Here is a 14,033-nt window from a genome sequence, read left to right as displayed (position 1 = left end):
TGCAGCGCCGATGGTACTGGGGTTACACCCGGGAGAGTAGGTCGCCGCCACATTATCAAAAAGCCTTTCAGGAAACTGAAAGGCTTTTGTGTTTTATACCCTATAGCTATATTTTCATGGATAGAGAATGATATATGCTTCGCTATATAAAGGGATCAGTCCTAAAAGTTGGGGAATTGGGTTCAATCGATTTTCTTTGTTAAAAAAAAGAATTGGAAGAAAAGGATTACCTCAGTTTGCTTTTGCCTAAAGGGCTTTTGGAATTTTTTAAGGTTACTTCAGCAACCTTAAAGGACAATGCTTATCATATTTATCTGGAAGAACTCAATATTCACCCTGAACATCTTCAGGGAGTAAACAACTTTCAAACTTTCCCAACTTTCTAACCTTGTAATCAGCTTTCTCCTCTAGAATCTTTATATTTGCCAACAAAGTACCGTTATGCAAAAAAGACTTATCCTTGATCACAAACAAATTGATATCATCTTAAGGAGATTTTGTTATCAATTGATCGAAAATCATGATACTTTTGAAAATACTGTTTTGCTTGGCCTTCAACCCAGAGGACCTGTTGTTTTAGATAAAATCATTCAAATTGTAAAAGAAATCACTCAATTAGATGTGCCTTATGGCTATTTGGATGCAACTTTCCATAGAGATGATTTCAGAAGAAGAGACTTTCCATTAAAAGCCAATGAAACCAAAATTAATTTTTTGATCGAGGGTAAGAAGGTTATAATTGTGGATGACGTTCTCTATAAAGGAAGGTCTGTGAGAGCGGCTATGGATGCAATGATTGCCTTTGGTAGACCAGCAAAAGTAGAATTAATGGTCTTGGTTGATAGAAAATTTACCAGAGATTATCCTATTATGCCGGATTATTGTGGGGTGAAAGTAAATACTTTAGAAAGCCAGTATGTGGTTGTAGAGTGGAAAGAACAAGGATTAGAACAAAATGCAATTTGGATAACTGAATAAGCTCATTGATAATAAAACATGTCACAACTCAGCACGAAACATTTACTTGGAATTAAAGATATTACAACAGATGATATCAACCTCATTTTCGAAACAGCTGATAACTTCAAAGAGGTGATCAATAGACCAATCAAAAAAGTTCCTTCGCTTAGGGATATTACGATTGCTAATATTTTCTTTGAAAATTCTACGAGAACCAAATTATCATTCGAGCTAGCAGAGAAAAGACTTTCGGCAGATGTTGTTAACTTTTCTTCTAGCAATAGTTCTGTCAAAAAGGGAGAGACTTTGATTGATACAGTCAATAATATTTTATCTATGAAGGTAGATATGGTGGTGATGCGACATAGTAGTCCAGGAGCGCCTCATTTTTTATCAAGAAATATCAAAGCCAATATTGTCAATGCAGGTGATGGGACGCATGAACATCCCACACAAGCTTTGCTTGATGCTTTTTCTATTCGCGAAAAACTAGGTGACGTAGCTGGTAAGAAAGTTGCAATTATTGGTGATATTTTACATTCTAGAGTAGCGCTTTCAAATATTTTCTGTCTACAAAAATTAGGGGCTGAGGTAATGGTCTGTGGACCAACAACACTTCTGCCAAAGTATATTAGCAGCTTAGGAGTAAAGGTAGAGCATGATGTCAATAAAGCACTTCAATGGTGTGATGTGGCCAATATTCTCAGGATTCAACTTGAACGACAGCAAATCAAATATTTCCCTTCCTTGCGAGAATACTCTTTGTACTATGGTGTGAATAAAAAGATGTTGGATGGTCTAGATAAGGAGATTGTTGTCATGCATCCAGGGCCAATCAATAGAGGGGTCGAATTGAACTCGGATGTGGCAGATAGCGAACATTCTATCATTCTCAATCAAGTTGAAAATGGCGTAGCTATTAGAATGGCTGTTTTGTATTTGTTGGCAGGTGTGAGGTGAAATTAATTTTATTAAGCCCTACTTTAAATCGGCAAACCAAAATTTCTTCTCAATCTCCTTTCCCTCAGTTGTTGTAAAATGATAAGACTTGCTTAGTACTTCTCTCGTGTTGACTGCAATTGCTTTTTTAAAAAGAGGTCCATCATAACAAAAAGTATGGAATTCCCCATTTTCTCCACAGGGGTCAACTTGGCTAGGTAGATTATCCAAGAAATCAAGGTTGAATATTTTCCCGACCCATTTTTCCGCTATCAAATCAGCGTCTGCTGCACAGATCATTGTTTGGAACCCTGCTGCAATAAAATCCCTTGCAGTTTGGGTAGTCTTTGCGTTCCAAAGCGGAAAAACAGCTTTAAAGTTCTTTTTAGTGAGCTGATTTTCTCTATAGATTTTCAAATCTTCTAAGAAAATGTCCCCAAATGCTATTGAGCCTATATCAGCCTCCTTGAGATCATCTAAATATTTGTTGATCACCGTTTCATACGCGGTATTGTCTCCACTAGCGGGATAATAAAGTTTATCTAGTGGCAATCCTATTGACTCCGCTTGCTGCTCCAAGAGTGATTCATGAATACCATGCATACCTACTCTTCGGTTTTCTTCGCCGAAGGTGGTATGCAATCTTACTACTTCAAATTTAGCGTCATTCATCAGTTTCCAGAGGGCAAAAGCACTATCTTTACCCCCTGACCAACTCATTGAAATCTTGATTTTTTTCATTTATCTTTTAAATACAAAACCTGACGGTGCTGCTCCTGATGTTATCTTTTTTACTTCTTCACCATTTTGATTTACGACAATGACCGTACCAGAGCCTTGGAATCCATTATTATCAGCAACATAGATGTATTTGTCGATTTTGTCGTAACCTATGCCATAAAACCCACTTCCTTCAAAAAAATTGGCATTGATAATTTGGCCTGTCGTAATGGAAATTTTACTAATTGAATTATTGCTTCCGTCTCTTGTGATAATATATGCTTCACCATTTTCACCTGAAGCTAGATTTGATGTTGGATTTGGGATATTAATTTCAGTTGTATTGACAATGCTATAATCATTTTTATCGATTTCATGGAAAAATACTGAGCTTGAGGTTCTGGAAAAAAGCAGCAGCTTTCCATCAAGTTCCAAGAATTCGGCGGGTGTTCCTGGGATTTCAATGCTTTTACTTATAGCGTCGTCTCCGATTCCCAATACATCGATTTTTCTGGCGGCAGTACATGCAATGAGAATGTCATTGTTAATTCTGTGAAGCTTCTCGGGACGACTTGAGGTTTCTATTTTTTTTGAAACTACTCCTCCTGTGACATTGCTTACAATTGCAATAAAAGATTCTGGGTTTGAAAAACTTGCATTGTAAGGGCCCCAATCGGCAATATAAATTTTGTTATCAGCAATTATAGCTGATCTAGGAATATTTAGCTCCTCACCTTCCACTGAACCTAAACTCTCAAAAGTGTTTTTATTGATAATTTCTACTTTACCGGTATTAGCGACCAAATAAAAATAATCCTCGTATTCAATGAGATCTTGAACCAACCCTGCAAAAGGTCTATTATTAACTTTTTCAAATATGTTTTGCTGTATTTCACCAGTATTGAAATTGTAATGGCTAACATCTCCGTCTCGAGGAGTGAAGTTTCCTTCATTGATGATCAAAAGGCCTTTTTCATACTCACCCAAAGGTCGCTCAACTTTACTTCCATCACAAGAGTAGATAAATAATGATAGGGCTAACAGATGGCCAAAGAATCTTAGATTTTTCATATAGTTATAATTTGTTTAATGGATTTATGGAGTCTCGTAAGTTGAGAAATCGCATTTCTATTTGAGGTTGTCATTATGCTCGATTTTATAGTGATAAGTTGAAATTAATTAAATAGTTTCTTCCTGGCATAGCTCTCAACCTGAGAACTTGATAATCGTTGTTTGTAATGTTATTTACTTGGAAACCCACCGAAGCTTTTACCTTGGAGATGAATGTTAGACTTTTGCTAAAGCCTATGTCCAATATTCCATAGGCTGCAACTGATGAAATATTGTCTGTATTGATATACCTTTCTCCAACCCAATATCCATTGATGAAAGCGGTGTTTGTCTTGTGGGTCAAGCGTAAATTTCCTTGGGCTTTGTGAAAGGGGGTGTAGGGGAGTTGGTTTCCTTCTGACCTGTCATTTTCCGAAATTGTATTCAGAATCGTCGCTAGGGTCCAATTATAGCTGCCATTGAACTCCAATTGAGTTAGATTGAATGTTTTTTTTGCTGTTATGAAGTATTCCAGGCCCTGATTTCTTACCTCTCGAATATTTTCGGGGCTCCAAAAATTACCCCTTGGCAACCATATGATCCAATTATCTACCCACATGTTGTAGATATTGATTTGGCTACTTATGAAAAACCTTTTATTGTCAAAAACATGAATTAAGCCAATTTCAGCACTGATACTTTCCTCGGATTCTAAATCAGGATTTCCCCCAGGAACCCAAAATCTATCATTGAGTGTAGGGATTTTAAAGCTTTTTGAAAGTGAGCTATGAGTGCTCAGGGTGCTTTTATTATTCTTGAAAAATGTCCATTCAGATCCAATACTCGGTGTGAATGGGGCAAAATCCCCATTGAAAATCATTTGCCTTAGATTTACAGAAAATGATAGGCTAGGAGATGGTAGGAAATTAATGGATTGATATAGTTCTAGTCTATCTTCTGTCGCTTCATAGCTGCTGAGGTTTCCAATGACATGGTTGAAACGCAAGCCTGATTTAGACTTAAGCTTTTCAGAAATAGTCCAGTCAATATCAGAAGAGAGTAGGAATTGTGAAGTCTTGTTGATGCTATTATTGAACTGTAATTGATCTAGGACAACTCCTGTTTTGATATTCCAAATAGCAGAGGTTGTGAATTTATTGTAGTCCAGTACTGCTCTGAAATTCCTGTCTTCTTGCCGATCTTTGTCGTTTGATCCCATTACTGGCTGGATTTGTCTATCCGTCTGATTCCACCAAATAGAGGTACTTAGTTGTTGATTAGCTCCAATATTCCAAGCTAAATCTTGTATGGCTCCGATTTGCTCAATAGCTGCATTGTTTTGTCTTTCTTCAGGGCTTCCTGCCCTCGCCAAGTTTCTGAACTTGAAGTTGTTCTTAGAGGTATTTCGATATACCCGACTTCTGCTTGAATAAAACCCATTTGAATAGCCATATTCTACTAGTTGATTCCATCTCCCAAAGCTACCAACCGTACTGGCTACCCTGGTTTGATGCCCTTTGTTAAATGTGCTTTTATTGTTCAGATGGATAGCTCCACCGATGGCATCAGTACCATAAAGTGCTCCGCTACTTCCATAATGTATCGTAGCTTCGTCAAATCCTCCAACTGGTAATATTGAAAAGTCTGCTTGACCAAGTGAGGGACTATTGATCGGGATTCCATTCCAAAAAACTGCATTATGACCTGCAGACGTTCCTCTCATGGTAAGTGATGCTAACATGCCCGCTCCATATTGTCTTAAAAATAAACCTGAGCGCTGCTGAAGTAAATCTGCTAATGTTTGTCCTTGAAATTCGTTCAGGTCTCTACTGTCTATTTTTTGTAGCGACTGCCCAAAACTGTATTTGTCAAGTGGTGCAGAATAGACTTCCACTAGTTTGAGCTCAACGGTGTCTTGCGAATTCAAGACAGTTTGATTTGTTTCTTTTGAGAAAGAAACGATGAATAGGAGTGTAATAAGTAACAATGCCTTTCGAATTAAATAATGGTAGATTATTTAATACAAAGTCATCGGATTAGTAAAATTGAGATAAATGGGAACGTGATCAGACGAAGGAAATTAAATTTAATGTTCTCTTATCTGATGTAGGTTATCATCTTCTCAGCCTTTCACCCGAAAGCTTTGAATCATCAGAAATCGGCAGGTCTCCTGGCTTCCTTGAGTTTGTCAGCCTTCTCGTCTCGAATCGTGGGACAATGGCAATGTAGGTGGACAAACTACTATTCTGAAAGTAATTCAGAATGGGGTTACAGTTGCGGGGACAGCTTCGGTGTTTCACCGAATTCCCTTTTAATCTCGAGAGCTTGAGTAAGGATCGAGAACCGCTTTCTATCCACAAACATAAGTAAACTTATTTTCTGATTTCAAATAATATTCCGTTTTTTTAGTAAAATATGTGTCAGAAGCCTCAAATTTTAATATTTGGAGCATGTAGCCAATTTTTGTTTTAAGGACTTATCTTCATTGCTTGATGATAATAGTGAATGTATGCTAGCATTGAACTTTATAGGATTAATAAATGCCATTACTATCTTTGAGCCTTCGAAAGATAAAAATCGTGAATCAAATCATGCGAAATCTAAAGTATCTTGTCTATTTGTTTTTCTTAAGCATAGCGTATTCCTGTGAGGAAAAAGGTTTGAGTCAAGAGCAAGAAGAAACCATTTTGGAAAATTCCTATGCGTCTGGTTTCAAGGTGATTCAAGGGGATGGTTACAAAGTTTTGGAAGTTTCAAAAGGCTTCCCTGGAGAGCATGATGCATTCAATTATTTGGTAATAGAAGACACTACTGTACAATTACCAAAGAGATCATTTGATGCAATCATTACTTTGATTCCTTCATCGGTGGTAATGACTTCAACTTCACATATTCCTCACTTAGATTTGTTGGATGAATCTGAAAAGTTAAAAGCCTTTCCTAATTTAGATTTGATTTCTTCGCTATCTATTCGAAAATTAATAGAAAAAGGGGAGGTGAAAGACCTTGGTAGCGGTGCTCAAGCTAATATTGAGTTGATCATTGACTTAAAACCTGATTTGGTAATGATATCCACACTTGGGGGAGATTTAAAAAATATTGAATTGCTCAAGCAAGCAGGGATTCCAGCAGTAATCAATGGTGAATATGTAGAACAGGACCCACTCGGAAGAGCAGAATGGATCAAATTTACAGGTGCATTGCTAGGAAAGTTTGAAGAAGCTGTGAAGGTTTTCGAGACTATAGCGTTGGATTACGTTGAAGCAAAAAGCATCGCAGAAAATATAAGAGACGATGAAAAACCGAAAGTCATGGCAGGAGTGATGTATAAGGATATTTGGTACGTACCAGGTAGTGACTCTTGGGGGACTCAATTACTTTTGGCTGCTGGAGGAGACTATATTTTTAAAGATCAAAAAGGAACTGGAAGTGCCCAACTGAATTATGAATATGTCTTAGATCAGGCACAAGAGTCTGATTTTTGGCTTGGGGCATCTGATTTTCCCTCTCTTCAAGCCATGCGTGATGCTGATCAAAGATATGCTGCTTTTAAAGCTTTTGAATTAGGAAATGTATATTCTTATACTTCCAAAAAAGGGCCTACTGGAGGGATTGAATATTTTGAACTTGGGTATATTCGTCCTGATTTGATTCTGAAAGATTTGATTAGTATTCTACATCCTGACCTATTGAAAGATTACAAACCTTATTTCTACACCAAATTGAATGAATAATAGCATCCCACATCGTGTCCTTTTCCCATTTCTTGGATTTGGTTTGATTGTATTAATTCTAATCAATCTAGGGGTAGGATCTGTTTTTATTCCAATTGGTGAGATCATTTCAGGATTGCTTGGCGGAGAGTTTTCAAAGAAGTCATGGGAGATTATCATCTATCAATATCGTATACCCAAAGCCTTCACAGCTGTATTGGCAGGTGTGGCATTAGCTGTGAGTGGTATTCAAATGCAGACTTTTTTCAGAAACCCTCTTGCAGGGCCATTTGTGCTAGGTATCAGTTCAGGAGCTGGCTTAGGAGTGGCTATTTTGGTTCTTACCGGATCTGTATTTGGATTGAGTCTTTTTTCTGGAGGAGTTGGAGGCTGGGCAGTAGTGATTGCTGCTACTACTGGGGCAATCTTAGTCCTTTTATTGATGAGTTTGACCGCTTGGAAGGTCAAGGATAGTATGACATTGCTGATTGTAGGTTTGATGTTTGGAAGTCTTGCTGGAGCGGTTGTTTCGGTCTTGGCCTACTTTAGTGATGCAGACCAATTAAAGGTATTCACAGTCTGGTCTATGGGAAGTCTTGGTGGTACGACCATCTCACAACTAAAAATCTTCTGTTTGGCAACTTTTATCGGATTGATTCCAGTCTTGATTTTTATCAAATCATATAATGCTATGCTCTTAGGGGAAGCATATGCTGAAAGTATGGGGGTAAATATTCGCAAATTGAGATGGGCTATGATAATCAGCACAGGGATCCTAGCAGGAAGTGCAACGGCATTTTGTGGCCCTATTGCATTTATTGGGATAGCAGTGCCACATATGGCGCGAATTATTTTTAAGACAGCGGATCACAGTATTTTGATTCCTGCTTCTCTTTTGCTTGGGGCGATTGTCTTACTCATTTGTGATTCAATTAGTCAATTGCCAGGCTCTGCACAGTCTTTGCCTATCAACGCGGTCACATCTCTTGTTGGTGCACCAATGGTAATATGGTTGATTTTAAAACGTAATTTCAGTAAAGAGTTTTGAGTCATCTTGATATTATATTGCAGGCAGATGAATTAGCAATAGGCTATGGAAAGAAGTCGCAAGCTGCGACTATTGCTAAAGACATGTCTATTAAGTTAGAAAAAGGAAAGCTTACCTGCTTACTAGGCCCCAATGGGGTAGGTAAATCGACCTTGATCAAGACTATTATGGGACAAATCCCTCCGATGAAAGGAAAAATTGAGCTAAATGGGAAGACACTTTCCGAAATAGGACCTAAGGAACTATCGAAAAGGATTGCTGTGGTTTTGACTGATAAAGTGAGATTAGGAAATCTGACTGTCCTAGAACTAGTAGCTTTGGGAAGAACACCCCACACAAATTGGCTTGGGAATTTGAGCGAGCAAGATCATCTTAAAATAGATCGAGCCATTCAGCTAACGCACATCTCTTATATTCAAGATAATGTTTTGAGTGAACTCAGTGATGGACAACTTCAAAAGGTGATGATTGCAAGAGCTTTGGCACAGGATGGAGATTTGTTGATACTCGATGAACCTACAGCACATTTAGATCTGATCAATAGGTTTGAAGTGATGCAGTTACTAAGAAGCATCGCGCATGAAGAGAAGAAATCTATTCTGGTTGTGACTCATGATCTGGAAATCGCCATTGATACAGCTGACGAATTTTGGCTGATGCAATGTGGCTTACCACTGGTAAAAGGTACTCCTGAAGATCTAATAATAAATGGACAGATTAATTTACTACTACCATCAGAGCAGTTGAGTTTTGATAAAATAACGGGTAAGGTGTTGATTTTGAATGATGTGTCCTATCCGATATTGGAGGGAGATAGTTATTTGATATTTTGGATGAAGTTATTTTTGAGAAAAAATCACAGTGTAAAAGTTAATGAAATTTCTAAGATTTCGATAAAAGAGAGTCCATTTTCAATTAAGATAGAGACCCAACAAAATCAGTTTCGATTTGAGACTTTTAATGATTTTAAAAGTTACTTAGAGGGTTAATGATTAAACTATTTTAGATACTTTTTAACAATTTCAAGTATTTATTTTTAAATTACTTACTAGTCATTTACGGCTTAAGTTATTGTAATTCAGTATATTGAATTATAAAGATATATTTTATTGGTTTTTAAATATCAAGATAGTTGGGATGGATTTTTGTAAGTCTATATTATCATATCTGAAAATAGCCCTGTTCAACAGAGTCTGTTTAATTTATTATATGATGACGATATTTTTTGGATCAACTTTAGAAGTCGTTGCAAATCAAAGTAAAATTGATAGCCTTCACTATAAGCTATTAATAAGCAGCGCTGACACCAACAAAGTTTGGATTTTAAGAGATTTGGCATTTTATCATTTAGAAGAAAACTTAGACTCAACCTTATTCTACAGTCAAAAAGGGTATGTGTTAGCAAGAAACCTCAATTTTGTTTCTGGGCAAATATGGAACCTCTATCAAAAAGCACTTGCTCTTGAATTCAGTGATGACTTTAATGAAGCAATGTCTACCTATCGATTTGCCTTGGATCTAGCAGAAGAATCAAATGATCTGCTCAGTGTAGCAAAGTTGAAGAATGCGATAGGTGCAGCTTATTATTATAATTCTGATTATGCTTTGGCTACATTGGCTTATCAAGAAGCTAAGGAAATTTCTGAAGTAATTCATTATAATGAAGGTTTAAGTCATGCTTTGAATAATTTGGGTATCATCTACAGCAACAAAAAAAATTACAGCAAAGCTTTGGAGGCTTACGAGAGATCGCTGAGTTTAAAGTTAGCAAGTGCTGATACAATCGGAATTATAAATTCAAATTATAATATAGGGTTGCTCTATGCTTATCTTCAAGAATATGATAAGAGTTTGAATGCATTTAGGCAAGCGAAAAAATTAAATCTCTATACCAAAACACCAAGGGATCAAGCAGTCATTCAAATAGGAGAAGGTGTTGCATTATACCATTTAGGTGCGCTTGAAGAAGCTTTTGAGCTCTTAGATAAAGGAATTTCCATGTTGAAATCAGATAAGTCACATGAAAAAATTGCGGCTTTGGCTTATCTAGGAATGTTAAAAATCAAGAAAGGAGAAAAAACAATAGGACTGCAAGATTTATTGCAAGCAAATGAAATGGTTGCGCTTACGGGAAGATTGGAACTTCAAAAGCAGGTGACCAAAGAGTTAGCTTCTGCCTACGAACTTTTAGGTCAAGCAGATCAAGCCGTACATTATTGGAAAATATATGATCAAGTGAAAGATAGCATCAATAGTGAACAGAGGTTGTGGGCTTTTGAGGAAATGCAAGCCAAATATGAATTGATCGAGAAAGAGAAGTTGATCAGTAAGCAAAAAGCAGCTTTGTATGCTGAAACAAAAAGTAAACTCACAATTATCACTGGTTTTTCTTTTCTGTTTTTACTGACAATTTATCTGGGTTATAGAATTTATTTTTTAAAACTTAAGCCTCAAAAAAGAGGATTCAAACCCGAATTGATTCATCAAACTTCAGATTTACTTGATTTTAATTTGGTTAATAGTCATTTGCCAACCCCCCTCACTTGTAGAGAATGGGATGTGGTACAATTGGTAGAGTTAGGGAAAAGTAATAGTGAAATAGCAGCATCTCTTTTTGTAAGTGAAAATACAGTGAAAACACATTTGAAAAACATATTTATAAAAGTTGAAGCCCAAAACAGAACAGATATGATTCATAAGGTAAGGGCAATGTCATTGATTTTACAGTAAGGTAAGGGTTATTTCACCCATTAGGGTGAGTTAAAAATTGCAAGGAACTTTGAAATTTAGACTTTAAAAACAAATCATTTAACCCCTAAACTATGAAAAGGATATTTAAAATTTTGGCCTATTTAGCCACATTATTGGTGATTTTAATTTTGGCAGTAGTCACTTATGTTTCTCTTGCCTTGCCAAATGTGGGAGATCCTCCAATGGATTTCAAAGTAGAAATCACGCCAGAGAAAGTAGAGCATGGAAAGTATATGGCTTATCATGTCATGATGTGTGTGGACTGTCATTCTGTGAGAGATTTTTCATTATTTTCTGGTCCTCCTGTTTCCGGTACAGAGACTTCTGGAGGGGAGAGATTTGATCAAACCATGGGGTTCCCAGGTGTTTTTATTTCAGCCAATATTACACCTTATGGTATAGGGGACTGGACAGATGGTGAATTGTTTCGACTGATTACGACTGGCGTAAAGCGTGATGGAACACCAATATTTCCTGTAATGCCATATCATAGCTATGGGAAGATAGCTTCTGAAGATATCGAAGCAGTGATAGCGTACTTGAGGTCTCTTGAGCCAATAGAAACAAATCATCCAAAGTCCAAGGCAGATTTCCCTTTTAATTTCATCCTAAGAACTATGCCTACCAAAGCAACTTTGATACAGAAACCTGACCCTTCTGATCAGATTGCATATGGGAAATATTTAGTAACTGCATCCGCCTGTGCAGATTGTCATACTCGATTTGAAAATGGGGCTTTTGTTGGCGAACCTCTAGCTGGTGGTCGGGCAATGGAAATGCCCGGAGGTCTATTGACGACACCTAATTTGACACCACATGAAAGTGGATTGAAAAATTGGTCAGAGGAGATGTTTGTACAGCGATTTAAAATGTATGAAGAGGGACATTATACCCCAGAGAAAGTGCAACCTGATGATTTTCAAACAATTATGCCTTGGGTAATGTATGCTGGCATGAAAGTCGAAGACCTCAAAGCTATCTACGCTTACCTTCAGTCCCTTGATCCTGTCGAAAATTACGTAGAAAAATTTGTGGCTAAAAAGTAATTGCCCAAGGTGCTATCTCACAAGTATTTTCATCCTAAAAGGAAATTTTGAGATTAGAATTAAGCTTATTGTGTCTTAGTACCTTTGTGGCTATAATGATTAATAATACCATTAAGAGTCCAAAATACAAAGCTTGTTCAGGTTAATTACTAAATAAGAATGGGGAGGGAAATTTCATTCATAATTTCAAGACCACTTTATTATTTTAATAAAAAGCATCTTCAAAATGCCTAAAATTGATGTTGGCGTGCTTGTCTTGGTAGACTCCTACGATGTCAAACCGAATATCCTGATGCCAATCTTGCTCGTGGATGTAGTGATCAGCAGCTTTGATTAAGAGTTTTCTTTTAGTGTAGTCGACAAACTCTTCTGCGAATCCGAATCCAGTTCCACTCCTAAATTTGACTTCAACAAATATTAAAATGCCTTTGTATTCAAAAATCAAGTCGATCTCTGCATGGCCATACCTGTAGTTTGCAGTTCTGAAGCTGTAGCCTTTGCCCGAAAGCCATTCCATTACCAGGTCTTCCGCTTGCTTTCCCTTTTCATTATGTGTTGCCATCACAATAAATGTTTAATTTTGAAAAATCATTTTAAAAATGTCCTCTGAATCATCTACCACTACTAGAACTTAAAGTACTTGGTGGGCGTTTTGACAAATAAATATTTCAAAGGTGAATCAAGTTATCAATAAAAAGGTAAAATTTCTAGACTTAGGCAGCAAAGATTATAAAGAGGCCTGGGATTTTCAAGAAACTCTTTTTGCAACTACTGTTGCCAGAAAAATTGAAAACAGGAAATCAACAGTTGATAAGCAACTAACTACTGACAATTATCTAATTTTTGTAGAGCATCCTCACGTCTACACTTTGGGTAAGAGCGGAGAGTTAGCCCATTTGCTTTTGGATGAAGAAGGATTGAAGCAAAAGCAGGCGGTTTTTTATAAGATCAATAGAGGTGGAGATATTACTTATCATGGCCCAGGGCAATTGGTAGGGTATCCGATTTTGGATTTGGATAATTTCTTTACAGATATTCATAAGTATTTGAGGTACTTAGAAGAGGCGATTATTTTGACCTTAGCAGAGTATGGGATCATTGCAGGCAGAATTGAGGGACTTACTGGTGTTTGGCTGGATCATATCGAGCAAAAGAACCCAAGGAAAATTTGTGCCTTAGGTGTTAAATCTAGCCGTTGGGTCACTATGCATGGCTTTGCTTTTAACATAAATGCTAACTTGGAGTATTTCGGAAATATTGTGCCATGTGGAATTGCAGACAAAGCTGTCACTTCCATGCATCTCGAATTAGGGAGATCAGTAGATGAAGTAGTAGTCAAAGAAAAAGTGAAGCAACATTTGGTCAATCTTTTTGAAATGGAGTTGATAGAAGGAGAAATATAATATGAAGAAGGATATCGATTTTCACCCTGTCACAGGAGTGAAATTAGCCATAGCTAGAGAGATGGTGGACGGTCAAGAGGAATGGGCTGTTTACATGATCAATTTGAACTTGATAGAATTACACACAGTGATGATCACGAGCAAAGGATATGGGCTCATCGATGGAGAACAGCGAAAGACCTCTGTATTGAGACACATGATTCAAGAAGTGGGTTCTCAATCTATCGCTAAGATAGAGCCTATTGATCCTGCGGTATTTACATTGAACAATGAATTTTGGCTAAGCTATTACATTTTGGATCAGATATTTGACAAAAAGTTTATCTTTACAGAAGGGAGTATGGATCCTTCTAACATCAGGATGATTCCTGAACTTGGTCTAGAGGGTGTCCTTCATGGATAA

Annotated in this window: 13 protein-coding genes and 1 riboswitch; of the genes, 9 read left to right on the top strand and 4 right to left on the bottom strand. The window is 37.1% G+C overall.

From position 1 onward, the window contains the following. Positions 1-441 precede the first annotated feature (441 nt). Positions 442-978: a bifunctional pyr operon transcriptional regulator/uracil phosphoribosyltransferase PyrR gene (pyrR, locus tag CHB66_RS15820; protein WP_089242388.1), complete on the top strand. Its 537-nt coding sequence runs from the start codon at positions 442-444 to the stop codon at positions 976-978. Between the two features lie 18 nt (positions 979-996). Continuing rightward, complete coding sequence (locus CHB66_RS15815; RefSeq protein ID WP_089242387.1) at positions 997-1,920, top strand: aspartate carbamoyltransferase catalytic subunit; 924 nt, start codon at positions 997-999, stop codon at positions 1,918-1,920. Positions 1,921-1,938: 18 nt separating this feature from the next. On the opposite strand, the gene CHB66_RS15810 is transcribed toward CHB66_RS15815, so the two are convergent. The 3 genes from CHB66_RS15810 to CHB66_RS15800 all read right to left on the bottom strand — a co-directional run bounded on the left by CHB66_RS15810 (position 1,939) and on the right by CHB66_RS15800 (position 5,596). Then, a complete protein-coding gene (locus tag CHB66_RS15810) occupies positions 1,939-2,619 on the bottom strand; it encodes a Dph6-related ATP pyrophosphatase (RefSeq protein ID WP_245812764.1) in 681 nt (226 codons plus the stop codon). 21 nt (positions 2,620-2,640) lie between these two features. Further along, complete coding sequence (locus CHB66_RS15805; RefSeq protein ID WP_089242385.1) at positions 2,641-3,690, bottom strand: YncE family protein; 1,050 nt, start codon at positions 3,688-3,690, stop codon at positions 2,641-2,643. A gap of 85 nt (positions 3,691-3,775) precedes the next feature. Next, positions 3,776-5,596 carry a TonB-dependent receptor gene (locus CHB66_RS15800; protein ID WP_245812762.1) on the bottom strand — a complete coding sequence of 607 codons (1,821 nt, stop codon included), beginning with the start codon at positions 5,594-5,596 and terminating at the stop codon, positions 3,776-3,778. 216 nt (positions 5,597-5,812) lie between these two features. After that, positions 5,813-6,032, bottom strand: a riboswitch (cobalamin riboswitch). Between the two features lie 228 nt (positions 6,033-6,260). Between CHB66_RS15800 and CHB66_RS15795 the strand changes: the two genes are divergently transcribed. The 5 genes from CHB66_RS15795 to CHB66_RS15775 all read left to right on the top strand — a co-directional run bounded on the left by CHB66_RS15795 (position 6,261) and on the right by CHB66_RS15775 (position 12,227). Then, entirely contained in the window at positions 6,261-7,403 is a 1,143-nt protein-coding gene (locus tag CHB66_RS15795; RefSeq protein ID WP_089242391.1) for an ABC transporter substrate-binding protein, read from the top strand. After that, on the top strand, positions 7,396-8,430 hold the full coding sequence (locus CHB66_RS15790; RefSeq protein ID WP_089242383.1) for an iron ABC transporter permease: 1,035 nt from the start codon (positions 7,396-7,398) through the stop codon (positions 8,428-8,430). The genes CHB66_RS15795 and CHB66_RS15790 overlap by 8 nt, the downstream gene beginning before the upstream one ends. Beyond that, positions 8,427-9,419 carry an ABC transporter ATP-binding protein gene (locus CHB66_RS15785; protein WP_089242382.1) on the top strand — a complete coding sequence of 331 codons (993 nt, stop codon included), beginning with the start codon at positions 8,427-8,429 and terminating at the stop codon, positions 9,417-9,419. Before CHB66_RS15790 ends, CHB66_RS15785 begins: the two co-directional genes overlap by 4 nt. Before the next feature lie 220 nt (positions 9,420-9,639). Then, positions 9,640-11,160 carry a tetratricopeptide repeat protein gene (locus tag CHB66_RS15780; RefSeq protein WP_170932511.1) on the top strand — a complete coding sequence of 507 codons (1,521 nt, stop codon included), beginning with the start codon at positions 9,640-9,642 and terminating at the stop codon, positions 11,158-11,160. A gap of 92 nt (positions 11,161-11,252) precedes the next feature. Beyond that, positions 11,253-12,227 carry a c-type cytochrome gene (locus CHB66_RS15775; protein ID WP_089242380.1) on the top strand — a complete coding sequence of 325 codons (975 nt, stop codon included), beginning with the start codon at positions 11,253-11,255 and terminating at the stop codon, positions 12,225-12,227. 205 nt (positions 12,228-12,432) lie between these two features. Here the strand turns inward: CHB66_RS15775 and CHB66_RS15770 are convergent, their stop codons facing one another. Then, entirely contained in the window at positions 12,433-12,789 is a 357-nt protein-coding gene (locus CHB66_RS15770) for a YraN family protein (protein ID WP_089242379.1), read from the bottom strand. A 112-nt stretch (positions 12,790-12,901) separates the two neighbouring features. Between CHB66_RS15770 and lipB the strand changes: the two genes are divergently transcribed. Together lipB and CHB66_RS15760 are read left to right on the top strand one after the other, a co-directional pair. Further along, complete coding sequence (lipB, locus tag CHB66_RS15765) at positions 12,902-13,630, top strand: lipoyl(octanoyl) transferase LipB (RefSeq protein WP_089242378.1); 729 nt, start codon at positions 12,902-12,904, stop codon at positions 13,628-13,630. A gap of 1 nt (position 13,631) precedes the next feature. After that, the gene (locus tag CHB66_RS15760; protein ID WP_089242377.1) at positions 13,632-14,033 is read left to right on the top strand and encodes a hypothetical protein; all 402 of its coding nucleotides are present in this window, start codon (positions 13,632-13,634) and stop codon (positions 14,031-14,033) included.

Origin of the sequence: Belliella buryatensis, from assembly GCF_900188245.1 — a bacterium.
In the GTDB taxonomy this organism is placed as follows: Bacteria; Bacteroidota; Bacteroidia; order Cytophagales; family Cyclobacteriaceae; genus Belliella; species Belliella buryatensis.
Note: the sequence above shows the minus strand (reverse complement) of the source record. Positions and strands in the feature narration are given on the sequence as shown.